The following is a 25,402-nucleotide window of genomic DNA, read 5'->3' as shown; positions in this document are numbered from 1 at the left end:
TTTTTTATTTTAGAAAGAAGGGAGCGTTAAGGTTCGAGGCGTTATTTTCTTATTTTTTCTTCTTGTTCCTGGCGGGTTTTGCAATCAATGCAAAGGGTGGTAACGGGTCTTGCCAGTAATCGTTTTGTTGAAATTTGTTCGCCGCAGCTTTCACACACCCCGAAAGTGCCGGACGCGATTCGTTCGAGCGCTTCGTCAATTTTTTTGAGAAGTTTCTGCTCCCTTTCCTTTATCCGGAGAAGAAAGTTTTGGTCGGCGACAGCTGTCGCCTGGTCTCCTAAATCAGAGTAATTCTCGCTCCCGGGATTTAGACCGCCTCCGATAATGACACCTGCCTCGGCAAGTAAAGCGCTTTTTTGTTTTTCAAGTTCCTTTTTTATTTCTTCGTATTTATTTTCTTTTTTCGGTTTCTGTGCCATTGTCAGCCTCGATCATTATATCATTTGCTTCAATTGAGCTTTCAAATGAAACAAAAGCTTAACTTAATATAAAAAGAAATCTTCGTTTAAACTATCTGAAAACATTAAAAAAATCAGATAAACTTTATTTTAAAAATCAACAAGAATTTGAAGGACTATAACAGAGTTTAAATCAATAGTCAAATTAAATAGGATTTTATAAACCGCCCCAAGATTGACAGGGAATAAGGGGGTGGTCTATGATTTAAAGATGAAAATGACAAATGTAAAACAAGAGATTGAGGCTCCTTTTTCAGGCAAAATTGTGACTTTTATCGTTGGGAAAACCCATTTGGATCTCGAATCAAAAGACAGCATCGAAAGTAAATCGATTCGCAGAGCCCCAAATTACCCTGAAGTGGTCCCGAAACAGAAAATCCTCAGGGTATGGGCGGCCAAAGTGGATCAACGTGAAGCGCAATTTCTCTTGAAAGCCTACCTTCCTAATATTATTATTGTAGAAGCCTCTATTTTTGTTGATAATTTTCTTTCTCCTGTTTTGTTTGAGATCAAGCGAACCTTGTTGTCCGACTGTCGGAAGGTGCTGGAAGAATTTAAATGCCAGTCTGATTTTGATGAGGAATATAGCGTCTATTGTATTTCAAAAAATTCAGGAGACCGGGAAACCTTTATGTCCGAGCATGGGGGGACCATCGCCAGCCTTTTGAAAAATGAAAGAATGCCGCTTGATGAGGAGGAAATTAAAAAAACGCTTGAAACCCATATCAAATACGGCATCGACGACCTGTCGATTGTCGACTGGGACGGCGCTTTTTTAATTGACCCAAAGGAGGATTTTGAACCGAATATCGAACTGTTTGAAATCGCGAATTATCAGCTCCTGAAATCGCGTATTCTCGACGATGAACTCGACAACCGGCTGAAGCTCACCGCCTCGTTCTTAAATGGGAAAAACAAAAGAATTTTTTTCGGATCTAAATTATTGAAAAGACTGTTGAAAGAGATTATTCAAATCCGGACGGAATCTATTTTGGAGTCAGCCTCCATCGAACAGAATATTAAGTTGATCGGGGATTGGTATTCCGCCCGGCTTTATCAGTTAATTTCGAAAAAATTTCATCTTGAAGATTGGGGTAAAAACATCAATGAGAAATTGGATACTCTTGAGGATGTCTATGTCATGGCTTCGGAAAACTTTTCTATTTCTTTCAGAACCACGCTGGAATTTATTTTAATTGGGGGATGGTTTATTCTCCTTTTAGGGTGGTTTTTCCTTTTTTATTTAGATCTTCATAAAGGGGGATAAATGAGTCATCATTTGATTCTTGCCTCAGGGTCACCGAGGCGAAAGGAGCTTTTATCTCAATTTGGATTGGATTTTGAAACGATTTTTTCGAATATTCCTGAAACGGAGATCCCGGGGGAACCGCATGAAGCCTTTGTGAAGCGTCTGGCCGCATTAAAGGCGGAACACATTGCAAACAAAAGAAAAACATCGTTTGTCATCGGCGCGGACACCATTGTGGTTTTAGGCTCCAAAAGGTTGGGGAAGCCTGGTTCAAAGGAAGAAGCGAGGGGAATGTTAGAATCGCTTTCCGGGCGGAGACATGAGGTTTTAACCGGAGTTGCTGTCATGAGGTCCGGCTCCGGGTTTATACAGGTCGAAGCTGAAAGGACGGCGGTTTGGTTTAAAAAGCTTTTACCTTCCGAGATTGAGAATTACGTGAAAACGCCGGAGCCTTACGATAAAGCCGGAAGCTATGGAATACAGGGATCCGGAGCGTCCTTTGTGGAAAAAATTGAAGGGGATGTTACGAATGTCATAGGATTGCCTCTCAACCGCCTTCGGAGGCTTTTGGAAAAAGCCGGTTTTAATTTTCCCTCAGAATACGATCGACCAGGTTTAAAAGTTCAAGCGGACTAAAGGGCTTTGCCAAAAAATAATTGGCTCCCAGTCCAAAGGCTTTCTCCTTATCCGCAGACTGGTTTTTCGCCGTTAAGATAATGATGGGCGTGGCCGTTGTGCTGGCGGTTTTTCTCAGAATTTCCAGAGCCTCTATGCCCGATAGACCGGCCATCATCCAATCCATGATAATTAAATCTGGTTTTTCCAATTGTGCCGTCAAAACGGCTTCGTGCCCGTTTTTAGCTTGAAGGATTTGAAACTTTTCTCCTTCTAAAGTCGCATTGACCAGCATTCTTAATGAACTTTCATCATCTGCAATCAAAATTTTTTTCATTTTAATTTTTTCCTTGATTTTCCGTGACGGCGGTTTTTTGAAAAGGAAGGGAAACGATAAATCTTGACCCTTTTCCCTCTGTGCTCTCGACCCGGATTTGGCCGCCATGAAGTTCAATAATGTCTTTGCATAGCGCCAGTCCTAAACCTGTTCCTCCGATATCTCGATGGTCGGAACTGTCCACCCTGAAAAATTTAGTAAAAAGTTTTCCGAGCATTTCTTTGGGAATGCCCAATCCCTGGTCTTGAACGGCTGCAATGACTTCTTTTTCTTTGGTTGTGATCTCAATTTTGACTTCTCCTCCTTGAGGGGAATATTTAACTGCGTTGGAAAGGAGGTTCATAAAGCACTGGAAAAGTCTTTTTTTATCCCCTTTGACAGGTGGAACAAAGGGAGGAAGTATTTTTACAAATTGATGTTTAGAATAAATGGCGGTTGAGAACCTTTCCAAAACCCTGTCAATGATTTCCGGTAAAAACAGAACTTCCTGAACGAGTCCAGGGTCAGAAGACTCCATTTTTTGGATGTCGAGGAACTCCGTCAGGATTGACGCAAGACGTTTGGATTCCAGGAAAATGGTCTCAAGATATTTCTTTTGTTTGTCATCCGGCAGTTTTCGATTCAGCAGAAGCTCGGAAAAACCCATAATGCTGGCCATCGGGGTTCTTAATTCATGGCTTACCGTATTGACCAGAGACTCGATATAGTCGTTTTTACGATGAAGTTCTTCATTGAGTGTGATTAAATCCCCTTTTTGAGTGAACAGGGTATCGTTTAAAGAGGTTAATTCGGTTGTTTTTCTTTCTATTTTTCGCCTCATTTCACTGAGGGCGGAGGAGAGCTCTCCAATTTCGTCTTTGGATGTCTGGAGAGGGATTGGGGCGTTGAAGTTTCCTTCTGCGATTGTCCTGGCGACTTTGGAAAGGTGAATGACCGGCTTCGTAATCATGTATTTGACCAGCACAAAAACAAGGGTTCCGATCGATAAAGGAAATAATAAAATAAAGGCGCCATATTGAAAGAACCCTTTGTTTGAAAAAATGACCGATTTCTCAAGCTGGAATTGAATGGCTCCCAGGGTCATTCCGAGTGAATTGATGAGCGGGATGTAGTAAGTAAGAAAAGAAGGCGTTTCTTTTTCAGCTTTACTGAAAAAAGGGTTTTGGAGCGTCGATTTTTTATAAGGTAAGATGGCCTCAAGGGGGGAGATGATTATTTTCTCCTGAATGAGATTTGAAATCGATTTTCCTTTTGTCAGCGGAAAAAAACTTATGAAAACGTCCTTGTCGATTAATTTCCTGAGTTGGAAAGAAAAAGCCTGTGAGAGGGGCCATTCAGCATGAACAATCCAAAGCCCGCTGGTTTTAAGAATCATGGGAGCGGACGCGGCTATTGATAATTCTTCAGAGGATGTTTTCTCGATAGAAACAGCCGCTTCGCCTTTGAGCGCCGAGAAAACACTCGAAAGCTCTTCGATATCCGCGCTCTTCCCCTTATGAATCAAATCGGCTGAAAAAATACCTTCGGGCGATGTGACACTGATTCGGAACCCGGGGTTTTTCTTTTGAAAGGAAGAAATGATTCCCTGGATCGTTGCTTGATTAAGGGGTTCCGAAACGCGGAGCAAGATCGCAATATTTTTCGACAGCTCTAACGCCTTTTCTCCATGTTCCGTGATCTGTTGTTGAAGGATGACTCCGTCGCGCTGAAGCCGGTCTTTGGCGATTTCAACGGTTTTAAGCATATTCTCGTAAATTTCAAAGGAAACGAGGAGGCCTCCGACTAAAACTCCGGTCAGGACCGTAATGAAGACCACTTTTGCTTGAAGGCCAAATCGGACCAAGAGGGACCCTTTATTCTTTCGGCGGAGTTTTAAATTTTGCCTGATTGGCAGACCCGGGTAAAGGCCAGCACGACTTCCGGATCAAATTGACTGCCGGAACAAATCTGAATCTCTTTTAGTCCGGCTTCAGGGTCATTCCCTTAGTATTTTCCGAATTCGGCGAAAAAAAATAATTCCCTGTTTTCCGGGTTAAATGATATTATTTCTTTTAAATCTGAACGTAACAAAAAATCTTTAAAGGGTCTTAATTGCATGAGTGAAACCTTTATTAAAAGTCCAATAAAAAAAGGGTTTTTTATAAAAAGACAAACCCTGCGAGGCTGTCCTTAAAAAAGTATAGCAGGTCTGTTGGGTTTATCAACCCGCCATTAATCGACGATTAACCAAAACAGGAGGACATTCAGATGCTCAACGCAATTTGTCTCATGATCATCGGTCTGGGTGGAATACTTTTTTCATGCACTCAAAATGAATCCAGGCAGGAAATTGTTTTAAAAGTTCAAACCGCTGCCCCGGCGGAATTGATTCAGGGTGAAACTTTATATCAGAACCATTGCGCCGGATGTCACGGAGACAAGGCCTCCGGCACCGACAAAGGACCCGCCTTTTTATCGCCGATTTATGAACCCAACCATCATGGAGATGAAAGCTTTGTTTTGGCCGCCAGGAACGGGGTCAGGGCCCATCATTGGCCATTTGGAGACATGCCTCCTGTTCCGAACGCCAAGGAAGAAGAGGTCCGGCAGATCATCGGCTATGTCCGGTGGCTTCAGAGGGAAGCACACCTCTATTAACGATGTTCCATGTCTTCTTGATTCCCCTCGTTAGCCGAATCATGACTAAAAAGGAAAAATTGTGCTTGTGTCCCGGCAGGGAATCTGTTACTATTGAGAATAGTTATCAATATCAATTAGAAATTTTCCCATGGAAAACGAAGCAGAAGTATTTAAAAAACATATTCAGGGTCACCAGCTTAAATTAACCCGCCAGCGTCAAATCATTCTGGATACGTTTCTAGATATGCCCCGTCATGTTTCCGCCGAAGAACTTTATGAAGCAAGTGTTAAAAAAAACGCGGCCATAGGGCTCGCTACCATTTATCGGACGCTTCATCTCTTGTGCCAGTCGGGTTTGGTTCAGGGGCGAGAATTTGGCGACGGACAGACCCGGTATGAGGTTGTCTATAATCACAATCATCACGACCACCTGGTTTGCACCCGATGCGGAAAAATTATCGAGTTCGAAAATATGGACATCGAATTTCTTCAGGAACAGGTGGCGAGGGAACATTCGTTTCAAATCAACAGCCACAAATTGGAACTCTATGGTTATTGCCAGGATTGTCAGGAAAAAGCGCCTCAACTCCGAGCAGAAAGAAAGAAAGGGAAAAAGTAAGAATGCGGGTACTGGCTTTTCTTGCTTTTTTCCTGTTCTGGACATCGATCAGCCACGGTGAAAATATCATCCGGTCAACCATAAAAGGTCAAAAGTTTAATCCGGATGAAATTCATATTAAATCGGATACCCCGGTTGTTTTCCAGGTGACCAATGAGGATTCTGTCCCCGTCGAATTTGAAAGCCTCGATTTAAATAAAGAAAAAATAGTATGGCCGGGGAAAACGATCGATATTCCCTTAAAAGGCTTAAAACCGGGAGTTTATGAATTTTTTAGCGATTTCGGTCCCAAAGATTTAAAGGGAAAAATCATTGTCGAATAGAATCCTTTAACGAAGAACGAAAAGGAATCACTGAAATGCTTGGAACGTTTATCATCAGTTGGAGGGAATCGATCGAAGCCGCCCTTTTGGTTGGAATCCTCATGGTTTATTTAAAAAAAATCGGCCAGAATAAAAATTTTATTTATATTTATGCCGGTGTTTTCTCTGGAATTCTCGCGAGCCTCTTATTTGCCTATCTTTCCAACAAAGTGAGTTTTTTGTTTGAGGGCGCGGGCGAAGAGATTTTTAGCGCGGTTATTTTGCTGTTGGCCGTTATCATCCTGACTTATATGGTTGTCTGGATGTCTGATCACGCTAGAAATTTAAAAGGAAAAATTCAGCAGAAAGTCGACACGGCTCTTGAACGAAATAAGCTATGGTCGCTCTCTTTTCTTGCGTTTACCGGCGTGTTTAGAGAAGGAATTGAGACGGTCCTTTTTCTTTGGGGGATTCTCCTTCAAAACCGGGAGTCTGTTTCAATTTCCCTGGCCTTATTTAGCGGGACCGCGGGCATCGTTCTGGCAATTCTGATGGCCTGGCTTTTTTTTAGAGGATTTGGACACCTTGATTTGAAGAGTTTTTTTAAGGTCACCGGTTTCATTCTTCTTTTCATGTCGGCCGGGATGTTGGTTGCCGCCATCGGGAAGCTAGAGTCCGCGGGAATTATTTCCCCAATTCTGAGCCATCTGTGGAATTCAAGCTGGCTGTTGGATGAAAGAACCCTTTTTGGGCATATTATTTCGGGTTTCCTGGGGTATCGGGCCAAACCTTCCTTGATGGAGGTTCTTTCTTATCTTATTTACTTTTTTTCAATTTTCTTATGGCTTCGCCGGCAGAATCCGAGGTATCGCTAAATGCCAAAACTCTTATTCATACTCTTCGTCGGGATTTATTTTCTTTTCTCCCCCTCAACTACCCACGCAGCCAGGGAATTCAAAGTTTATCCCGCTCAAACAGCATTTGAAGGAGAGGTAGAGGTTGCCTTATGGCATAACTATACGACTTCGAATTCACAACCCTACACTTTTCAAGGGGATCCTTTAAGTAAAACCGACCTTATGGAATATTCTCTTGAATTGGAATACGGCGTAACGGATCGTTTTACAGTCGAAGGGTATGCAGATTTTGAACAACCCAAAGGAGAGCCTTTTCAATACGTTCAGGCAAAAGCCGTTTTCGCCCGGTATCATCTTTTCTTAGAGGACGAGAAATTCTGGAATACTTCAATTTATATTGAATATTCGCTTCCGCGGGAAAAATATAACCCTTCAGAAGAAATAGAAGCCCGGTTAATTTTGGAAAAAGCGGTTCACCGCTGGACGGTTCGATTGAATCCTATTTTTACGAAAAAAATGAGTGGTCCTCAAATTTCAGAAGGGATTGGTTTTGAATATGCCGCCGGGATTTATTGGAGAAATTTTCATTATTTTGTCCCCGGAGTCGAGTTCTTCGGAGATTTAGGAGAACTGAAAAACACCCCTTCCCATGCCCACTATATTTTTCCAACGATTGAATGGCATTCTGGCTCAGGATGGAGATGGGAAACAGGGATAGGGTTTGGACTCACAGATGAAAGCGACCGGATGATTATAAAAAACATTTTACTCTATTCCTTCCTGTTGTAGCTGTCATTATTTGGGGGCCTCTCCGGTTTTGCTGCGCAAAATCCTCAAATGCCCCCAAGCCCCGCGCTTTGCACCGGCGAAGCCGGTTGCTTTGCTAAAAGGAAAAGTTGCAATTCAGGGCAGCCGAAATTTCATTTAAAATTCTCAATTCCATTCCAATCGAAATATCTTTTTGAATTTTCAAATCGAGCCCCCCGAATAAACCGATCAATCCATCTTCGTCGAAATTGGACTGGATGCCTGCCGGCGGGTCTTTAATGTTGCTTGCGGTTTTGGCGATCTGAAGGCCCAGGTAAGGCGTCATATCGGATTGGGATTCAAAACTCATTCCTCCAAATAAGCCGAATTCCGTCCAATCGACGTCACTTTTAAGGGTCGGCGAGAAATCGACCGAACTTCGGGCGAGCAACAGTTTTGCCCCGCCCCCAAATTTGATATGCTCCGGGCGAAGTTCTCCGAGGGTCGCTCTGGCTCCGAATTGAACCCCCATCCCATAGTTTCCGGAATAGGTGTTGCCTCCGAATTCAAGGTCTTCTTTTGAAAATCCGGCATTCCCAAAAAAATTGACGTTCCGATCAACACCGTAATTAAAATTCAAGAACAATCGATTCCCTTTTCCGGTTATTCGGTAGCCGTTTGCCTTAAAATCCTGCGAGTAAATATCGATAAGCGGACCGATGGAGAGCTTTTGGGAGGGCGTTTGGGCGGTTGGATTCCCAATCGGAGCCGCGTGACTTTCGGCGGAAAAAACGAAGAACCCGATAGCGGCAAATAAAATCAACATCATTTTTTTATTCATAGAAAATTCCCTTAACAGAAGAACCGAAAATCGGTATGATTGATTAAAGTTTAAAACAAGCTGTACCGTTTTTAACATAAATAAAGATTCATAATCAAACATAAAAAAATAAAAGGATTGCAAAAGTCTTTGAATTATCATATATTATGACACTTCATAACCCCCGCGATCATCTAATCGTAAGGTTAAATCTAAAGAAAAAGAGGTTCTTCCATCTCATGGGGAACTTATCCGCATTAAGAAAAAAGATCGACGAAATTGACGACCGGTTGCTTGAGTTCTTAAGTCAAAGAGCAAAAGTCGTTTTAGAAGTTGGAAAAATCAAGCAAAAGGAGAAGATCGACCTCCATTCTCCCCTCCGTGAACGAGAAATTCTCCAACGGCTTGAACAAAAAAATAAAGGTCCTTTTTCAAATGAAATGATTAGCGCCCTGTTTCGGGAAATAATCTCCGCGTCCCTTTCATTGGAAGGGCAGTTAAAAGTTGCCTACCTTGGTCCTAAAGCGACCTTTTCTCATCTAGCCTGTTTGCAAAAATACGGCGCTTCTGCGCAACTCGTTCCCGTCGGCCATATTAAAGATGTTTTTATCGAAGTTGAGCAGGGGCGGGCGGAATACGGGGTGGTTCCGGTGGAAAATTCAACCGATGGAACCGTGACCCACACCCTCGATATGTTTGTCGATTCCAGCCTGAAAATTACCGGGGAGATTTTCCTTGAAATCCACAACAACCTGATTTCAGAAACCTCTCAGATTGATTCACTGAAAAAGGTCTATTCCCATCCTCAACCGATTATGCAGAGCCAGCGATGGATAGAAAAACATCTTTCCCATGTTCAAATCATTGAAGTGGAAAGTACGGCCAGAGCGGCGGAAATTTGTTTAACCGACCCGACTGCGGGGGCCATCGCGAGCGAACTGGCGGCCAAACTTTACGGCTTGAAAATTCTGGCGAGACGAATCGAGGATAATGCTCATAATACCACCCGTTTTTTAATTATTTCGAAAAAACCAGTTTCCCAAACCGGCAAAGACAAGACGTCGATACTTTTCTCCATTAAAGACCGGACCGGCGCGCTGTACGAAATTTTACAGCCTTTTGCGGAAAAAAAGATCAATCTTACAAAAATAGAATCCCGCCCCTCCAAGAAAAAACCATGGGAATATTTTTTTTATCTTGACCTTGAAGGCCACGAAGAAGATGAAAAAGTGAAAAACGCCATGGAGACGCTTCAGGAGAAATGCGTTTTTTTTAAGATTCTCGGGTCTTATCCGGTGGGAAATTAAGTTGAAAATTCCCGAAAACATTCAAAAAATCATCCCTTATAAAGCGGGCAAGCCGATTGAAGAGCTAAAGAGGGAAATGGGGCTGAACCGGATTATTAAACTTGCCTCTAACGAAAACCCCCTGGGTCCCTCTCCCATGGCTTTGAAGGCGATCAGTCAGTTTAAGAAGAGTATTTTTCGGTATCCGGATGGAAATGGCTATGATCTGGTCCTGGCATTGGCAGAGCGGTTAAAGGTTTTCCCCTCACAAGTTGCCCTGGGAAACGGTTCCAATGAACTGATTGAATTGCTCACGCGGGCATTTTTGCTTCCGGGCGATGAGGTGATCATGGCGGATTTAACTTTTTCGCTTTACTCGATGATGACCGAAGTGGCTCATGCCAAAGTCGTGACCGTTCCTTTAAAGGCGGATCGGCATGATTTAGGAACGATGGCGGCAAAGATCACCGACCGAACCCGGATGATATTTATTTGTAATCCGAATAACCCGACGGGGACCCTTCTCCCCAGGCATGAAATCATGGAGTTTATCAACCAGGTTTCGTCGGACATCGTTCTGGTCTTTGACCATGCGTATGAAGAATATGTTACGGATGCGACCTATTCTAATTTAATCGGAGAAATTAACCGGCATGAAAATATCGTCATTTTAAGGACCTTTTCGAAGCTTTACGGCCTGGCCGGTTTGAGAATCGGCTATGGGATTGGTTCTGAAAAGATGATAGAAACGCTCAACAAAGTCAGGCAGCCGTTTAATACAAACTTGCTTTCGCAAAAGGCGGCGCTTGCGGCGCTTGGGGATGAATTCCACCTGAGAGCCAGCCGGCAAAATAATATTGATGGGAAAAATTATCTTTACCCATGTTTTGATGAAATGCGTATTAAATATGTGCCAACGGAAACGAACTTTATCTTTTTTGAGGTTGAAAAAGGTCCGGAACTTTTTGATTGGATGCTTAAGGAAGGGATTATTATCCGGCATATCAAGGGAAAACAAATGAGAGTCACCATTGGGAAGCCGGATGAAAATAAAAAATTTACACTCAAACTCAAACAATTTTTGCGATTACAAACTTGAAGGAATTAAGTGAAGCAACTGGCTTTGCCAGTGCGGAACGCGGGGTTCGGGGGCATTGAGAATGATTTTCTCGAAGGCCCCTGAATAAAATAAGGGGATAAAGATCAATGATTATTGTATTAAAACCAAACGCTACGCAAAGTGAGATCGATCATATTTCCGAAAGGCTGAGCGCGCTCGGATTAACCGCCCATGTTTCAAAGGGGAAGGAACGGACCATCATCGGGGCTATTGGAGATGATCGGGTGTTGGAAAGCCTCCCTTTGTCTATTTTCCCGGGAGTTGAAAAAGTGATGCCGATATTATCCCCCTATAAATTAGTCAGCAGGGAGTTTAAGAAAGAGAATACTGTGATTGAGTTTGAGAACGGAGTAAAAATCGGCGATAAGAAGATTGAGGTGATGGCCGGTCCCTGTGCCGTGGAAAGCGCTGAAATTTTATTGCAGGTCGCCGAGGCGGTTAAAGAAGCGGGCGCCCATATTCTGAGAGGGGGAGCTTTTAAGCCCCGCACCTCACCCTACACTTTTCAGGGATTAGGAGAGCAAGGGTTGAACTACCTTTCTGAAACAAAAATGAAGACGGGCCTTTTAATTGTGACTGAAGTCATGGACACCAAAGAGGTGGAACTGGTTGCAAAACATTCGGACATTCTTCAGATCGGGACCCGAAACATGCAGAATTTCAGGCTTTTGCAGGAGGTCGGCAATTACCGTAAGCCGGTTCTCCTCAAGCGGGGCCTTTCGGCCACCATTAAAGAGTTTTTAATGGCCGCTGAATATATTATGTCCCGTGGAAACCATCAGGTTATTTTGTGTGAAAGGGGTATTCGAACGTTTGAACCTTCGACCCGAAACACCCTTGATTTATCGGCTGTTCCCGTGATTAAACAGCTCAGCCATCTTCCCATTATTGTCGATCCTTCTCATGGGACGGGAAGATGGGAATTGGTGATCCCCATGGCGAAGGCGGCCATTGCGGCCGGCGCTGACGGGTTAATGATCGAGGTCCATTTGGATCCTGAAAAAGCGCTATCCGATGGAGAAGAATCTTTGAAGCCCCCCCGTTTTAAACAAATGATGGATGAGCTAAGAAAATTGGCCCCTGCGGTGGGCAGAACAATTTAGTGTAGAGTGAGAAACAGGCTTTGCATGAAGCTTTATTTTAACAAACTGGCCCTGATTGGAGTGGGACTGATCGGCGGATCGCTTGCCATTGACTGCAAAAAAAAAGGGTTGGTGGGATCCATTTCAGGTTTTGGCAGGAGTGAAGGGAACCTGAAAAAAGCGGTCACCCTTGGGGTGATCGATCAGTATGACTTGAAAATTGAAAAGGTCGTCGAAGGAGCGGATCTGGTCGTTCTGGCCATTCCTGTCGGGAGCTATGGCGCCACTGTTAAAAAAATTCTTCCTTATCTGTCAAAAGAGGCCATTATGACGGATGTCGGGAGCGTCAAAGGAAAAGTCGTGGAAGAGTTGGGGCCTCTCTTCAAAAACGGAAAGTTTGTGCCGGCTCATCCAATCGCCGGACGGGAAAAGTCCGGGGTAGACGCGGCCCTTCCAGACCTGTTTAAAGGGGCCAGGTGCATTTTAACGCCGACGCCGCGGACAGATCCCGCATCGCTGGCCAAAGTCAGGAAATTGTGGGAAAAGGTGGGTGCGGTGGTTTCCTGCCTGGATCCTTTTGAGCATGATGATATTTTGGGAATGGTGAGCCATCTGCCCCATCTGGCGGCCTATGCCCTGGTCAATACGGTTTTGGGGATGGCTGAAAAGAAAGAGTCCCTCGTTTCATATTCAGGAGGAGGATTCCGGGATTTCACCCGGATTGGGGCCAGTTCTCCGGAGATGTGGAAAGATATCTGTCTTTCAAACCGTGAGGCCATCCTCGGACACCTCAAAAAATATGAAGAGACGCTTGGCCGGTTAAAAAAATATATTGAAGATCAGGACGGTGCGGGTTTGCTTAAAGAGTTTGAAAAATCAAAGAAAATTCTGGAGAAGTTAAACTAAAGTGTCTGCCTTTACGGTTAAAAAAAGTCCTCCGATAAAGGGAGAGATTTTCGTTCCGGGGGATAAATCGATTACCCACCGGGCTATTTTGTTTGGAGGGTTTGCCAGGGGGCGTACAGTGATAAAAGGGTACCTCCCTTCGGAAGACTGTATTTGCACCTTGCGGGCGATCGAGGAAATGGGCGTGAAAACGAAAATTCAAGAAAAGGTCCTGACCGTTCAAGGAGAAGGGTTTGACAGCTTAAAAGAACCTGAAAAAGTCTTAAACATGGGGAATTCAGGAACCAGCCTGAGGCTCTTTACCGGGCTTTTATCCGGCCTCCCCTTTTTTTCAGTCCTGGACGGCGACGATTCCCTCAGAAAAAGGCCCATGGCGCGTGTGATTGAACCGTTAGCCCGCATGGGAGCCGAAATCCGGGGCAGACAAAATAATCGATTCGCGCCAATCGCGATTTCCGGGAAGAAAAACCTGAAAGGCATTGAGTACCGTTTACCGGTGGCCAGCGCCCAGATTAAATCGGCTATCCTGCTGGCGGGGCTTTCGGCTGAGGGGGCGACCCGAATCGAGGAGCCGTTTTTATCCCGGGACCATACTGAAAGGATGCTTCAATCGTTTGGCGCTAAAATTGAGTTTTCTCCCCGAAAGGCATCGATTTTAAAATCCGAATTACGGGGGATTGAAATAAACGTTCCGGGGGATTTTTCATCCGCGGCTTTTTTTATTGTCGCGGCAACCATTATTCCAAAAAGTTCCCTGATCATTCGCAACGTGGGAATTAATTCGACCCGTATCGGACTGCTTGACGCCTTGAAAAAAATGGGCGGGAAGATATCGATTGAAAATCAAACAGTTTTTGGAGGGGAGCCGGCGGGCGATCTTTTTGTCCAGGCGCCCGAAAGGTTAAAAGGAATCGAAATCCGGGAGGAAGATATTCCTTCTATGATTGATGAACTGCCGATTTTTTTTATAGCGGCCGCATTCGCGGAGGGTGAAACCAGGGTGACCGGCGCAAAGGAGCTTCGCGTTAAGGAAAGCGACCGAATTGGCGTGATGTCCCGGGAGATAAAGAAACTGGGTGTTGAGGTGGAGGAACTGCCAGACGGTTTGCGGATCAAAGGGGGAAATAAATTTAAAGGATCGGCTTTTTCCAGCGAAGGGGACCATCGGGTGGCGATGTCGATGGCCATTGCGGCGCTGGCTTCAGAGGGAGAGAGCACCATTGACCCGGCCGATTGCGTAAGCACCTCCTTTCCCGGTTTTGAATCCCTGTTAAAAAAAGTGTCAGGTTCTTGAGGAAAAGAGATGGCAAATGAAGTGACGATAGCCATTGACGGCCCTTCAGCTTCCGGGAAGACCACCGTGGCACGCCTCCTGGCCAAAGAACTTGGATACAGTTGTCTTGATACGGGCCTTCTTTACCGGGCGGTGGCCTGGAAAGTGGTTAAAGAAAAGATTGATCCGGAAAATGAAACAGAGGTGAGCCGGCTTTGCCGAAATAACCTGGTCAGCCTTAAAAAGAAAGGCCCTCTTTTCACGATTTGGGTAGACCAGCGTGATATCACGGGTGAGTTAAAAACGCCGCAACTCAGCAATGTCTCTTCGGTTATTTCGAAATATAGAGCGGTGAGAGAAAACTTGATCACTCTTCAGAGGGACATTGGAAAAGAAGCGGGTGTCATTTTGTTGGGAAGAGACATCGGAACTGAAATCCTTCCGAATGCTCCGGTCAAGTTTTTTATGGATGCGTCAACCGAAGTAAGGGGAAGAAGACGGTACGAGGAGTTAACCCAAAAGGGGTTCCAGGTGAATCTGGAGCAAACGATTCAAGAAATGATCCGGAGAGATAAGCAGGATAGCGAGAGAAAAATCGCCCCGTTGCTAAAAGCAGATGACGCTATCTTGATTGATACGAGCCGGGTGACACTGGAAAAGGTGGTTGAAAAAATGCGGTTTGAGGTGGAACTTTTTAAGAATAAAGGAGACAGGAGGACGAAAACGTTTACCCGCTGAATCCGTCAACCCAAGAACAGCGATAGAAAGTTGTCATTGCGAGCGAAGCGAAGCAATCTCGCCATCGTGAACCGAGATCGCCACGCACCCTGCGGGCGCTCGCGATGACAGGAAAAACAAGGAGTTGCAAATCCTATCTCTGTTCCTGGGGCGTCAAACGGGTTCTTGACGACCAGTATCCAATTAGACTATGCTTTACGCCGTTCTTCATCTATTTTCGTTTATCATTTTTAAGTTGTTTTTTAATTTAAAGGTTGAAGGACGTCAAAATATCCCCAAAAAAGGGGGGGCCATTCTGGCTTCGAATCACGCCAGCTACGCCGATATTTTGTTGATCGGGTGTGGAATCTGGAGGCGTCTGAGATATGTGGCTAAAGCCGAAATTTTTAAAAAATTTCTTTCACGCGGGATTTGGACCTATCTTGGAGGCATTCCCATAAACCGAAGGGGTGTAAACCGGGATTCATTTAAAAAAATTATTGATCAGGTGGAAAAAAAAGGGAATTTGGTGGTCATTTTTCCCGAAGGAACGCGGTCGACCGACGGCCATTTGAAAGAAGCAAAAATGGGAATCGGAATGCTGGTTTCTCTTTCAGGCGCAAAGGTGATTCCCACCTATATTTCGGGAAGCGAAAAAGTATTACCGGTACATTCAAGAAGAATTAAAATTCATCCGGTCAGTGTGACCTATGGTGAACCGATTGATTTTAGTGATTTGTCAAGGCAATGGGAAGGGAAGGAGCTTTACCAGAGGATTAGTTTGAGGATTATGGAGAGGATCCATGAGCTTAAGACCAAAAAACAGGATGAGATTTTGCAAACGGTGGCAGATTTAAAAAGAATATCTTTAAAATAAAGGGAGGCAGGGATTTTAATGTCAAAAGAACAAGTACTCACTCAAAATAAAATATCAAGAAGAATTCATGATGATGAAGATGAAGAAGAAGGCGTCATGGACGCTCAGGCTTTGGAAATGGAGGCTCTTTACGCCGAATCGTTTAAAAACCTGGAAGAAGGGAGCATTGTAGAAGGAACCATTCTTTCCATTGAACGGGAAGGCGTGTTAGTCGATATTGGATATAAATCCGAAGGGTCTATTCCACGCTCTGAGTTTACCAAAGAAGATTTAGAAAAGCTTAAAGTCGGCGATCCCATTCTGGTTTATCTTGAACAGCGGGAAGATTCCGAAGGAAATATTCTCCTGTCAAAAGAAAAAGCCGATAAAATGAAAGTTTGGAAAGATCTGGAAAAAGTTTCCGATAACGGAGAAATTATTGAGGGGAAAATTCTTTCCAGAATTAAAGGGGGAATGATTGTGGATATCGGGATCAAGGCATTTCTTCCCGGTTCGCAAATTGATCTTCGTCCGGTGCGGGATCTTGATCAGCTGATCGGAAAAACTTTTCCAATGAAAATTATAAAAATGAACCAAAAAAGAGGGAATATCGTGGTTTCCCGCCGGGTTCTCCTGGAAGAAACGAGGGACAAAAAGCGCCAATCGACCCTTTCGAACTTAACCGAAGGGCAAATCGTTCCGGGAATTGTTAAAAACATTACAGAATATGGAGCCTTTATTGACCTCGGTGGAATTGACGGTCTTCTCCATATTACCGATATGTCATGGGGACGGGTCAACCATCCTTCCGAGCTTTTTATGGTGGGAGACAAGATCGAAGTCGTGATTTTAAAATATGACCGGGAAACGGGCAGAGTTTCCCTCGGTTATAAACAAAGAACGCCCGATCCATGGGCGGATATCGAATCCAAATACGCAGTCGGAACCCGCATTCGCGGGAAAATCGCAAGTTTAACGGATTACGGCGCTTTTGTTGAACTCCAGCCAGGGATTGAGGGCCTGGTGCATATTTCCGAAATGACCTGGTCCCACGAGGTCAGACATCCTTCCAAGCTCGTTGCGGTCGGCGACATGATCGACGCCGTGGTCTTAAGTCTCGACAAAAAAGGGCGAAAAATTTCACTAGGGATGAAACAGGTGGATCATAATCCCTGGGAGGTTATTGAAAAGAAGTTTCCTACTGGAACAAAAGTTGAAGGCAAGGTCAGAAGTATTACAGATTTCGGTGTTTTTGTCGGTATTAGCGACGGGATTGATGGGTTGATTCATATTTCAGATTTGTCCTGGACAAAACATATCAAGCACCCCTCGGAAATCTTTAAGAAAGGGCAAAAAATTGACGCCGTTGTTTTAAAGATTGACAGAGAGAAGGAACGGCTTTCTCTTGGTTTTAAACAGCTGACTCAGGATCCCTGGGAAAAAGAAATTCCCGAAAAGTTTAAATTAGGGGCTCAGGTGACGGCAAAAATTTCTAAAATTTCAGAATTCGGCGTTTTTGTGGAATTGGCTGAAGATGTTGAGGGCCTGATTCATATCAGCGAACTGGGATTGCCTACCGGTCAAAAAATAGAGGATACTTACAAAGCCGGCAGTGAAATCACTGCCAAGGTCGTAAAAATTGACACCGGCGAACGCAAGATCGGATTAAGCCTTAAAGAACAAAGGCGAGATAGTGAAAATGCCGACTACCGGAGCTATATGAGCGGCCAAAGTGAGGAAAAAAGGACCCTGGGAAGCGAACTCAATAAAAAAATGAATGAGAAAGAATAGGAAGAGTCATGAACGACCGGCCGATTTTAAAGGGCCTGATCCTGTTTTTGATTCTGGGGGGGCTGTTTTTTACGGGAATCTATTGGCTTTCCCGTTTGAGTGAAGGCGGAGGCCCGGGTTTGGGAGACCGGATTGCCATCGTCAGAATCGAAGGGGTTATTTTAGACGCAGCCGATACTCTGGAAGAGTTAAAGCGGTATAAAGATAACCCGTCTGTAAAAGCAATTCTTCTTCGGATCAATAGTCCCGGAGGCGCGGTCGTCCCTTCCCAGGAGATCTATGAAGAAATAAAAAAGATAAAACAGGAAACGGGGAAAAAAATTATCGTTTCCATGGGAACGGTGGCGGCATCGGGCGGATATTACATTGCCAGCGCCGCTGACAAGATTGTTGCCAATCCGGGAACCCTTACCGGGAGCATCGGCGTGATCATGGAACTGATGAATGTGGAAGGCCTTCTCAAAAAAGTCGGGCTTGAAAGCATTGTCATTAAAAGCGGAGAAAGAAAAGATGTCGGGTCTCCTTTCAGGACGATGACCAAATCGGAAAAAGATTACCTTCAGAGCGTGATGGATGACGTTCATGCCCAGTTCATTGAAGCCGTGGTCAAGGGGAGGGGATTAAAAAATGAAGAGGTGGTTGCCCTGGCGGACGGCAGGGTCTTCACCGGAAGGCAGGCGATGGAAAACAAGTTAGTGGATGAACTGGGAGATTTGGAAGATGCCATTCATGTTGCCGGGAAAATGGCCGGAATCCACGGGGAACCCAGGATTATCGAAACAAAGAAAAAGTTTTCATTGTCCGACCTGTTAAAAAGCGAATTCTTTGGAAATACCAGGTTATTTGGGCTGGGTAAAACGCAGACCCCGGGTTTAAACTATTTATGGACGTTGGAATAAAAGGCGGAGTAAATTATGACCAAAGCGCAACTCATTGAAAAAGTCTCGGAACAGCTAAATGGGTTAACAAAACGGCAGACTGAAATTATCATCAACGCGATATTTGATAGTATCAAAAGTTCTCTGGCCAAAGGAGACAAGATCGAAATCCGGGGATTTGGAAGTTTCCGCCTGAGAAAACGAAAAAACAGGGAGGGGAGAAATCCGAAAACAGGTGAACTGGTTTCGGTGAGCGCGAAAAATGTCCCTTTTTTCAAGGCAGGCAAAGAGCTCAAGGAACTCGTCGATAGCTGAAATCTGACCGTTATGAAGCGGGTATCGAGAACGAAGCAGATGGGTTCTTATTAACGGATCAGGAGGATGAATTGCCAACGTTTGTGACCGGTGCCAGCGGTTATCTCGGGAAACAGGTGGTCAGGAGGCTGGCGAATGCCGGCGGACGGGTGCATACCCTGGTTCGGAAAACCAGCAACTTAAACGGCCTGGCACATAGAAACATCCATATTTTTTATGGGAACCTCGAAGATAAAAACAGCATCATCGAAGCCATGAAAGGGTGTCAGCGGGTTTATCATATTGCCGCTTTGGTGGCCCGGTGGCATCCCGACCCTGCCCAATTTGACCTGGCCAATGTCAAAGGCAGCCGCAATGTTTTTGAGGCGGCGCTCGACCTGAACGTAGATAAACTGGTTTATACCTCCTCGGTAATGGCCCTTGGTTCGTCGGGTGAAACGCCTGCAGATGAAACACACCAAAGGTCTGGCCGCTTCGTGAACGATTACGAACGGACAAAATATCAGGCGGAAATAGAATTTGGGGAAATGTTGGGCCGCGGTTTACCGGGCGTGGCCGTATCTCCTTCACTGATCTACGGCCCTTCGATCAATTATCCTGGTTCTTTAACAAACCGTTTGATTAAGCAATTTATTGAAGGCAAGCTTAAAGCGCTTCCGAATGCGGGAGCGAAGAAAGGCAACGGGGTTTATATTGAAGATGTTGTGACAGGCCATTTTTTAGCGATGGATAAGGGGAAGGTTGGGGAAAAATATATCCTGGGAGGAGAAAACCTGACGCTGGATCAGTTTATCGCCTTAATGAGCGTGGCGTTTAAAATAAAAAGGAAGGTTTGGAAAATCCCCCTCTCTATTCTATGGGGCCTCGGTTTTATTGATGAAATAAAAGCCAGGTTAAAAGGGACTCAGCCTGAATACCCCCGGAGCTTCGCGAAAATCTATGGCCATAGCTGGGCCTATTCGTCAGAAAAAGCAAAAAGAGAGCTGGGGTATCAATCCCGGACGCTCAGAGAAGGGCTGAAAATCACGCACGCCTGGCTGACCGGACAGCCTCTACCGCCTCCCTCCCCCTCGGATCTGCTCGGCCCGCAATATCGTCCGATTCAACTCAATTAGGGGGGGTCAGTTTTTCAAGAAGGGTCTCTCTGATCGCCTGAAGAGGGACCTCCTCCTGCTCTTTTGTTTTCATCTGGCGGAGCGTCGCCCTGCCGGATTTCAGTTCATCTTCGCCGATAATCAGCACATAACGGGCGTTATACTTATCGGCTTTTTTCATCTGGCTCTTTAAGCTCGCGTTTTGAAAATCCATCTCGGCGATCATTCCTTTTTCTCTCAAACCGGACAGGATCGGCAGGGCTGTGTTCTGGGCTTTTTTCCCGAGGGCGGCGATAAAAAGATCGATTTCTTCAGCTGGAAGGAGCCCAGGATCGATTAAGGAGATCGTCCTCTCCAGTCCGATGGCAAACCCGATTCCCGGAGTACTTCCGCCACCCAGCTCCTCGACCAGGCCGTCGTATCTCCCTCCGGCCGCAATGGTGTTTTGGGCTCCAAGGCTCCCCGATTTCCATTCAAAAGCGGTTTTCGTGTAGTAATCGAGCCCTCTGACCAGCCGCGGGTTAAGATGAAAGCAGATTTTTAAAATATGAAGTCCGTTTTTAACCTCCTTAAAATGGTCATCGCACTCCTGGCAGAGAGATTTTGTCATTTCAGGGGCATCATGAATTGCTTTCTGGCAGGCTTCGTTCTTACAGTCAAGAACTCTCATCGGATTGGTTAAAGTCCGGCGCTGGCAATTTTCGCAAAGCTCCGACGTTTTCTTTTTTAAATATTCCTGGAGAACCAGCTTATAACCTGGCCGGCATTGAGGACACCCGACAGAGTTGATTTCAAGGGAAACAATTTGATGAACATCTGTTTTAAACCCCAGTTCCCGAAAAAATTCAGAAAGAAGAGAGATGATTTCCACATCCTGGAACGGCCCCGATTGTCCGAGCGCCTCGACCCCGGCCTGATAAAACTGCCGGAACCGTCCCTTTTGAGGCCGTTCATGCCGGAACATCGGCCCGATATAGAATAATTTAACGAGCGGTAAGGTGGCCTGGAGGTTATGTTCGATATAAGCCCGAACTGCCGAAGCGGTCCCTTCCGGGCGGAGGGTGATTTTCTTTCCGTCACGGTCGTCGAAGGTGTACATCTCTTTTTCAACAATATCGGTTCCAGTCCCGATGCTTCTGGCAAACAGGGTGGTCTCTTCAAGAATCGGGAGCTTGATCTCTTTATAGTGGTAGCTTTTAAACAGTTTCCGGAGGAGCTGTTCGACAAAGTCCCACTTCGGGATTTCATCCGGAAGAATATCTTTAAACCCTTTAATTGTCTGAATGTTCATTTGCGCCTTCTATGATAGGGGTTTTAAATATATCGTATTTTATAGATCATTGTAAATTTTATTTTAAATCATTAAAATCAATGTCATGGAAATTTCAGAAGCCAATAACAAATTAAAAACCTATACCGGAAGGTTGATTACTCTGAAAGATCAAACCTTTACGCTCGAAAGCGTAGAAGAAGACCACCTGGTATTAAGAAACGAAGATCAGATGCATATGTTTATCTGGTTTTCATCCATTCAATCGGTTCGCGAAGTTCCGGGCGGTCCACCTGAAATTATTCTTCCTTAAGAAGAAAAAAATAAAACTGACCACTTCCGGGAACTTTTTTTAATCCGAAGCGTCTTAGTAAGTGAAAAGTTATTTTCATCAGAATGAGGAAATAGCCTGGATATGGAGAAGCGCTCACAATTTGAAGAAAAGGTCCTTGGCCTTTTAAATGAGCTTTTTGGGGTTGCTCTTCGGTTGGCAAAAAACCGGGATGACGCGGAAGACCTTGTCGCGGAGACCATAACGAAAGCCTGGCTGAACCGATTGGATCTCAAGGACCCGCAAAGGTTCCGGTCATGGATATTCCGAATTTTGAGTAACACCTTTATCAGCGACTGCAGGAAAAAATCGACTCGCCCGCAAACTGAGCCCTTCACGGACTCTTATTCCGAAGAGAGTGAAAATTTCTCCATTTTCCAAAAACTCCACCAGCCATTTCTTCTCTGGTGAAGCAATCCTAAAAAAGAATTTTTAAACAAAATCCTTCGGGAGGATCTTGAAAAGGCCGTTGACTCACTTCCGGAGAATTTTCGGATCGTGGTCGTGCTTTCAGATATGGAAGGGTTTTCCTACAAAGAGATTGCCGGGATTCTTAAACTGCCGGTAGGAACCATCCGTTCACGATTGGCAAGAGGGAGGGGCCTGTTGCAAAAGATCCTGTGGGATCATGCTTTGATGGCAGGTTTGGTTAAACCTGGAGTCCAGGCCATATCAACTGGCACCAGGGCGCCTGAAACAGAGGTTTCAATACAGGCTAATGTATCAGAAGGGAAACTTATGAAAAAAATAAAAAACATCAGATGTGAAGAGGCTCTCAAGCATCTTTATGCTTACCTTGATCAGGAGATTAGACCGGATAAACAGGAAGAGATGGAAAAACATTTTGCGAGTTGCAGGAGCTGTTTTTCAAAATATGAATTTGAAAAACAGCTCAAAGAACATCTCATCCGAGTCGGAGGAGCCAGCGTTTCTTCTTCATTTGAAAGACGGGTAAAAGAGTTGATTAGGCAATTTTAAGGTAATTAACCCAGGTAAACGATAGAAACTTTCTGTTAAAAAATGATAAAAAAAGGGGGGAAAAGAACATGAGAATTTATTCTGTCAAGGGATTAGCCGTACCCTAGAACAGCGATAGAAAGTTGTCATTGCGAGCGAAGCGAAGCAATCTCAAGACTTTACGATAAGATTGCCACGCACCCTTCGGTGCTCGCAATGACATGATTAATTAAGTGGGTGCGAAGTCTATCGCTGGTCTTGGGGTTGATATGTATGTATCAATTAGATATACTTATATGCATAGTTATCTTTAAGGGGGGTAAAAAATGAGAACGACTTTGAACATAGAGAACAAGCTACTCGACAAAGCATCACAATTGACCGGGATTAAGGAAAAAACCTCTTTGGTTAGGCTGGGTCTGGAAGCATTGATTGCGCGGGAAAGCGGCAAGAGACTTGCTGAACTGGGGGGAACCGAAAAGAAATTGAAAATGATACCGCGCAGAAGAACCGTAAATACATAGACCATGGTTCTTATCGATACTTCGGTGTGGGTAACACACTTGCGAAACGGAACTCCCGGGCTTGAAACGTTGTTAAACAACGGTGAGGTCCTTTGTCATCCCTTTATCGTTGGGGAACTCGCCTGTGGAATTCTCAAAAACAGAAATGAAATTCTTTCACTCCTTCAGGCAATTCCTAAGTCCGTCCAGGCGGGTCATGAAGAAGTTATGCAATTCATTGAGAATTATAGCCTTATGGGAAAAGGTTTAGGTTACATTGATATCCATTTGCTTGCTTCAGCTTTATTGACAAATGTTCCTCTCTGGACACTCGATAAAAAATTAAATGAAGTTTCTTCAAGAATAGGGTTAGCATATTAGGAAGTAAATTTAGAATTTTTTCCTTCCTCCTGCCCTTACATTTGAGAGCGTAAATTCACTTTTTTCCATCTGTTGTTAAAAACGGTGAAAGTCAATCAGGGCACTTATAATTCTCTGGATAACCATGTAGTTGGTCATCATTCGGTTGTTCTAACGACCAGTTAATGATACCAAAAATATAAGGAAATAGGGTGACACTCCAAGTATTCCGTCTCATTGAAGGGAGTAAAACTCCTTCCTGTCCACGAGTCTGGGCTATTTTCAGATACTCGATTATAACTGCGATTCCTTAACCTTTTTGGTTTTTATGCGGGGGCTTTTAACAGGCGTTTCCCATGGACAACCGTAATCACCTTGACTTCGTCTTTTTTGAGATTGAAACGATAAATAAGACGATAAGAATCAATGATAATTTCTTTGTGAGAGAGATTGGGAAATTCGGGAAGGCGCCGACCTGATTCAGGAAATTGACTCAAGCGATCTGCAGAGTTATAAATTTTCTCTACTTGATGCCGAGCATAAAGAGGTGAGTCTCGGGCAATATAATCATAGACACTTTCTAAGTCCGAAAGGGATCGATTGCTCCATATTACTGCTGCCATTTCTTTGATAGCCTATTCATGGCCTCGCTATGAGAAAGGACTTTTCCTTCTTTTATATCTGCTTCCCCGGCTTCTATTTTTTCAAGAAGGTAAAGCCGATACATCACTTCTTCGGTATCAACCTCATCAGGAAGGTCTTTGAGAAGGCTTTCTAATCTTGATTTTGCAATGTTCATCGGATTCTCCTTTAATTCCTCGACTGTTTCTACTATACCATAAAACACCAGAAAAATTACTGTCCAAAAAAAGACCTGAATAATGACCCCAAAGACCTGATTTTTAATTTAACCAAACGCAGTTTTTCACAAAAAAATTGTGGCGACATTGTCGCAACAATTGCCACTCGAATTTGGCAGAAGGTTTACACGGGATGCTCTTTTCCAGATTATCCTAATCTTTTTACCATTTTCAGCTATTTAATATTTGCATTAATGGCTTAGTAGGTATATCATACCAACTATGAAGGCTAAAGGAATACTTCACACTAAAGAAGTTAAGGGTGATGAGATTGTGGAGATCAAAATATGGCAGGTTCCAAATTCCGCTGATAAAACCTACGGCATTATGGAGACAAAGAAGAGCCTTATCATTTTACCAGAATTGCGAATTTAATTAAGGATTTTAAGAGAGATATTAAAAAAATCAGAGGGAGAGACTGGGATGAAGATTAAAAGAGTCAAAATAGAAATAAAGGGGCTTGATGAAGCATTAAAAGAAGCTGGAGAAGTTTTTGAGAAACTGTCAAAAGGCGAAGTCGTCAAAAAAAAGAGTGCAATTTATTTCAGCAACCTGAAAGAAATGCGAAGAGTTCTTACGGAAAAGCGCTTGGAGTTGTTAAAAATTATTAAGGATAAAAAGCCCGCATCCGTATATGCCTTGTCGAAAATCGTTAAAAGGAATATTAATAATGTTCTTGAGGATTTGGCCTATCTTCACGAACTTGGGCTTGTTGAAATAACCGAGACAAAAGATAAGAAAACGCCGCGCGTTGACTACGAAAAAATAGCTTTTGAGGTGGCTATTTAAAACGGCAAGCAGGTCAGGTTTTGGCTGAAAACTTTGGGGTCCATAAATGATGAATGGAATGGATGCAATAAGGGGAATTTGCATGGAACTAAATAACGACAAAATAATTGAAAACGGTTCTTGCGCTATCATCCGGAAATCAATAATTGTGAAATGACACTGTTCCTGGAAATGCCAGGCTTTATTTAAATCAATTCGCTCGTATCATTATTTCTTCCTGTCCTGCTCGCTCAGATGTGGAGATTTAACGAGGGCCTGCGACATAGAAGTAGGGAAATTCAGCTAGGCTGTGCGTTGTTCCCAGAACTCCTCTATTTGGTTGGAGAGATAGCCGCACCGGAGGGCGATGATTGCATTGGCGCCCCGCACGGTCCACTCCATACCAGATTGT

General features: G+C 44.2%; 30 protein-coding genes and 1 pseudogene. 24 read left to right on the top strand and 7 right to left on the bottom strand.

Going from position 1 to position 25,402, the window contains the following annotated elements; genetic code table 11:
* Nucleotides 1–41: 41 nt before the first annotated feature.
* Nucleotides 42–419, bottom strand: a complete 378-nt coding sequence (locus HYR79_07145) for a TraR/DksA C4-type zinc finger protein (GenBank protein ID MBI1821470.1) — start codon at nucleotides 417–419, stop codon at nucleotides 42–44.
* Nucleotides 420–669: 250 nt separating this feature from the next.
* Here HYR79_07145 and HYR79_07140 point away from each other — a divergent pair, with 250 nt between their 5' ends.
* Both HYR79_07140 and maf read left to right on the top strand, forming a co-directional pair.
* Nucleotides 670–1,725 carry a hypothetical protein gene (locus HYR79_07140; protein ID MBI1821469.1) on the top strand — a complete coding sequence of 352 codons (1,056 nt, stop codon included), beginning with the start codon at nucleotides 670–672 and terminating at the stop codon, nucleotides 1,723–1,725.
* A complete protein-coding gene (maf, locus tag HYR79_07135; GenBank protein ID MBI1821468.1) occupies nucleotides 1,726–2,343 on the top strand; it encodes a septum formation inhibitor Maf in 618 nt (205 codons plus the stop codon).
* Here the strand turns inward: maf and HYR79_07130 are convergent.
* Together HYR79_07130 and HYR79_07125 are read right to left on the bottom strand one after the other, a co-directional pair.
* Nucleotides 2,291–2,659 (bottom strand): response regulator, encoded by a 369-nt coding sequence (locus tag HYR79_07130; GenBank protein ID MBI1821467.1) that lies wholly within the window; start codon nucleotides 2,657–2,659, stop codon nucleotides 2,291–2,293. The genes maf and HYR79_07130 overlap by 53 nt on opposite strands.
* Before the next feature lies 1 nt (nucleotide 2,660).
* On the bottom strand, nucleotides 2,661–4,502 hold the full coding sequence (locus tag HYR79_07125; protein MBI1821466.1) for a HAMP domain-containing protein: 1,842 nt from the start codon (nucleotides 4,500–4,502) through the stop codon (nucleotides 2,661–2,663).
* Between the two features lie 404 nt (nucleotides 4,503–4,906).
* Between HYR79_07125 and HYR79_07120 the strand changes: the two genes are divergently transcribed.
* The 5 genes from HYR79_07120 to HYR79_07100 all read left to right on the top strand — a co-directional run bounded on the left by HYR79_07120 (nucleotide 4,907) and on the right by HYR79_07100 (nucleotide 7,845).
* Nucleotides 4,907–5,296 carry a cytochrome c gene (locus tag HYR79_07120; protein MBI1821465.1) on the top strand — a complete coding sequence of 130 codons (390 nt, stop codon included), beginning with the start codon at nucleotides 4,907–4,909 and terminating at the stop codon, nucleotides 5,294–5,296.
* Between the two features lie 130 nt (nucleotides 5,297–5,426).
* Nucleotides 5,427–5,897 carry a transcriptional repressor gene (locus tag HYR79_07115; GenBank protein MBI1821464.1) on the top strand — a complete coding sequence of 157 codons (471 nt, stop codon included), beginning with the start codon at nucleotides 5,427–5,429 and terminating at the stop codon, nucleotides 5,895–5,897.
* A 2-nt stretch (nucleotides 5,898–5,899) separates the two neighbouring features.
* Nucleotides 5,900–6,220, top strand: a complete 321-nt coding sequence (locus tag HYR79_07110; protein ID MBI1821463.1) for a cupredoxin domain-containing protein — start codon at nucleotides 5,900–5,902, stop codon at nucleotides 6,218–6,220.
* 35 nt (nucleotides 6,221–6,255) lie between these two features.
* Entirely contained in the window at nucleotides 6,256–7,074 is an 819-nt protein-coding gene (locus HYR79_07105; protein MBI1821462.1) for an FTR1 family iron permease, read from the top strand.
* Nucleotides 7,075–7,845, top strand: coding sequence for a hypothetical protein (locus HYR79_07100; protein MBI1821461.1), 771 nt, complete (start codon nucleotides 7,075–7,077; stop codon nucleotides 7,843–7,845).
* Between the two features lie 94 nt (nucleotides 7,846–7,939).
* Here the strand turns inward: HYR79_07100 and HYR79_07095 are convergent, their stop codons facing one another.
* Nucleotides 7,940–8,644 carry a hypothetical protein gene (locus tag HYR79_07095; GenBank protein MBI1821460.1) on the bottom strand — a complete coding sequence of 235 codons (705 nt, stop codon included), beginning with the start codon at nucleotides 8,642–8,644 and terminating at the stop codon, nucleotides 7,940–7,942.
* A gap of 218 nt (nucleotides 8,645–8,862) precedes the next feature.
* Between HYR79_07095 and pheA the strand changes: the two genes are divergently transcribed.
* The 11 genes from pheA to HYR79_07040 all read left to right on the top strand — a co-directional run bounded on the left by pheA (nucleotide 8,863) and on the right by HYR79_07040 (nucleotide 19,962).
* Complete coding sequence (gene pheA / locus HYR79_07090; protein ID MBI1821459.1) at nucleotides 8,863–9,930, top strand: prephenate dehydratase; 1,068 nt, start codon at nucleotides 8,863–8,865, stop codon at nucleotides 9,928–9,930.
* On the top strand, nucleotides 9,926–11,008 hold the full coding sequence (locus HYR79_07085) for a histidinol-phosphate transaminase (protein MBI1821458.1): 1,083 nt from the start codon (nucleotides 9,926–9,928) through the stop codon (nucleotides 11,006–11,008). The genes pheA and HYR79_07085 overlap by 5 nt, the downstream gene beginning before the upstream one ends.
* A 107-nt stretch (nucleotides 11,009–11,115) precedes the next feature.
* The gene (gene aroF, locus HYR79_07080; GenBank protein ID MBI1821457.1) at nucleotides 11,116–12,132 is read left to right on the top strand and encodes a 3-deoxy-7-phosphoheptulonate synthase; all 1,017 of its coding nucleotides are present in this window, start codon (nucleotides 11,116–11,118) and stop codon (nucleotides 12,130–12,132) included.
* 24 nt (nucleotides 12,133–12,156) lie between these two features.
* Nucleotides 12,157–13,017, top strand: a complete 861-nt coding sequence (locus HYR79_07075) for a prephenate dehydrogenase/arogenate dehydrogenase family protein (protein MBI1821456.1) — start codon at nucleotides 12,157–12,159, stop codon at nucleotides 13,015–13,017.
* A 1-nt stretch (nucleotide 13,018) separates the two neighbouring features.
* Entirely contained in the window at nucleotides 13,019–14,311 is a 1,293-nt protein-coding gene (gene aroA / locus HYR79_07070) for a 3-phosphoshikimate 1-carboxyvinyltransferase (protein MBI1821455.1), read from the top strand.
* 9 nt (nucleotides 14,312–14,320) lie between these two features.
* Nucleotides 14,321–15,028 (top strand): (d)CMP kinase, encoded by a 708-nt coding sequence (gene cmk / locus HYR79_07065; protein ID MBI1821454.1) that lies wholly within the window; start codon nucleotides 14,321–14,323, stop codon nucleotides 15,026–15,028.
* Between the two features lie 190 nt (nucleotides 15,029–15,218).
* Nucleotides 15,219–15,884, top strand: coding sequence for a 1-acyl-sn-glycerol-3-phosphate acyltransferase (locus tag HYR79_07060; protein ID MBI1821453.1), 666 nt, complete (start codon nucleotides 15,219–15,221; stop codon nucleotides 15,882–15,884).
* Between the two features lie 18 nt (nucleotides 15,885–15,902).
* A complete protein-coding gene (locus tag HYR79_07055) occupies nucleotides 15,903–17,654 on the top strand; it encodes a 30S ribosomal protein S1 (GenBank protein MBI1821452.1) in 1,752 nt (583 codons plus the stop codon).
* Nucleotides 17,655–17,662: 8 nt separating this feature from the next.
* Nucleotides 17,663–18,553, top strand: a complete 891-nt coding sequence (gene sppA / locus HYR79_07050; GenBank protein MBI1821451.1) for a signal peptide peptidase SppA — start codon at nucleotides 17,663–17,665, stop codon at nucleotides 18,551–18,553.
* Between the two features lie 15 nt (nucleotides 18,554–18,568).
* Complete coding sequence (locus HYR79_07045; GenBank protein ID MBI1821450.1) at nucleotides 18,569–18,847, top strand: integration host factor subunit beta; 279 nt, start codon at nucleotides 18,569–18,571, stop codon at nucleotides 18,845–18,847.
* A 71-nt stretch (nucleotides 18,848–18,918) separates the two neighbouring features.
* Complete coding sequence (locus tag HYR79_07040) at nucleotides 18,919–19,962, top strand: NAD-dependent epimerase/dehydratase family protein (protein MBI1821449.1); 1,044 nt, start codon at nucleotides 18,919–18,921, stop codon at nucleotides 19,960–19,962.
* Here HYR79_07040 and HYR79_07035 read toward each other — a convergent pair.
* Nucleotides 19,955–21,232 carry a histidine--tRNA ligase gene (locus tag HYR79_07035; GenBank protein ID MBI1821448.1) on the bottom strand — a complete coding sequence of 426 codons (1,278 nt, stop codon included), beginning with the start codon at nucleotides 21,230–21,232 and terminating at the stop codon, nucleotides 19,955–19,957. The two genes, HYR79_07040 and HYR79_07035, sit on opposite strands and share 8 nt — an antisense overlap.
* A gap of 85 nt (nucleotides 21,233–21,317) precedes the next feature.
* Here HYR79_07035 and HYR79_07030 point away from each other — a divergent pair, with 85 nt between their 5' ends.
* The 5 genes and pseudogenes from HYR79_07030 to HYR79_07010 all read left to right on the top strand — a co-directional run bounded on the left by HYR79_07030 (nucleotide 21,318) and on the right by HYR79_07010 (nucleotide 23,383).
* The gene (locus HYR79_07030; GenBank protein ID MBI1821447.1) at nucleotides 21,318–21,524 is read left to right on the top strand and encodes a hypothetical protein; all 207 of its coding nucleotides are present in this window, start codon (nucleotides 21,318–21,320) and stop codon (nucleotides 21,522–21,524) included.
* Nucleotides 21,525–21,626: 102 nt separating this feature from the next.
* Nucleotides 21,627–22,175, top strand: a pseudogene (locus HYR79_07025) (sigma-70 family RNA polymerase sigma factor).
* A 3-nt stretch (nucleotides 22,176–22,178) separates the two neighbouring features.
* Nucleotides 22,179–22,520 (top strand): zf-HC2 domain-containing protein, encoded by a 342-nt coding sequence (locus HYR79_07020; GenBank protein ID MBI1821446.1) that lies wholly within the window; start codon nucleotides 22,179–22,181, stop codon nucleotides 22,518–22,520.
* Nucleotides 22,521–22,825: 305 nt separating this feature from the next.
* Complete coding sequence (locus tag HYR79_07015) at nucleotides 22,826–23,023, top strand: type II toxin-antitoxin system VapB family antitoxin (protein ID MBI1821445.1); 198 nt, start codon at nucleotides 22,826–22,828, stop codon at nucleotides 23,021–23,023.
* Nucleotides 23,024–23,026: 3 nt separating this feature from the next.
* On the top strand, nucleotides 23,027–23,383 hold the full coding sequence (locus tag HYR79_07010) for a type II toxin-antitoxin system VapC family toxin (protein ID MBI1821444.1): 357 nt from the start codon (nucleotides 23,027–23,029) through the stop codon (nucleotides 23,381–23,383).
* A 305-nt stretch (nucleotides 23,384–23,688) separates the two neighbouring features.
* Here the strand turns inward: HYR79_07010 and HYR79_07005 are convergent, their stop codons facing one another.
* Both HYR79_07005 and HYR79_07000 read right to left on the bottom strand, forming a co-directional pair.
* Nucleotides 23,689–23,985, bottom strand: a complete 297-nt coding sequence (locus HYR79_07005; protein ID MBI1821443.1) for a type II toxin-antitoxin system RelE/ParE family toxin — start codon at nucleotides 23,983–23,985, stop codon at nucleotides 23,689–23,691.
* Complete coding sequence (locus HYR79_07000) at nucleotides 23,973–24,161, bottom strand: hypothetical protein (GenBank protein ID MBI1821442.1); 189 nt, start codon at nucleotides 24,159–24,161, stop codon at nucleotides 23,973–23,975. The genes HYR79_07005 and HYR79_07000 overlap by 13 nt, the downstream gene beginning before the upstream one ends.
* Nucleotides 24,162–24,645: 484 nt before the next feature.
* Between HYR79_07000 and HYR79_06995 the strand changes: the two genes are divergently transcribed.
* Complete coding sequence (locus HYR79_06995) at nucleotides 24,646–25,011, top strand: hypothetical protein (GenBank protein MBI1821441.1); 366 nt, start codon at nucleotides 24,646–24,648, stop codon at nucleotides 25,009–25,011.
* Nucleotides 25,012–25,402 lie beyond the last annotated feature (391 nt).

This window comes from Nitrospirota bacterium (genome assembly GCA_016178585.1).
GTDB lineage: Bacteria > Nitrospirota > Nitrospiria > JACQBW01 > JACQBW01 > JACOTA01.
The sequence above is the reverse complement of the archived record's forward strand: the minus strand, read 5'-3'. Positions and strand labels throughout refer to the sequence as shown.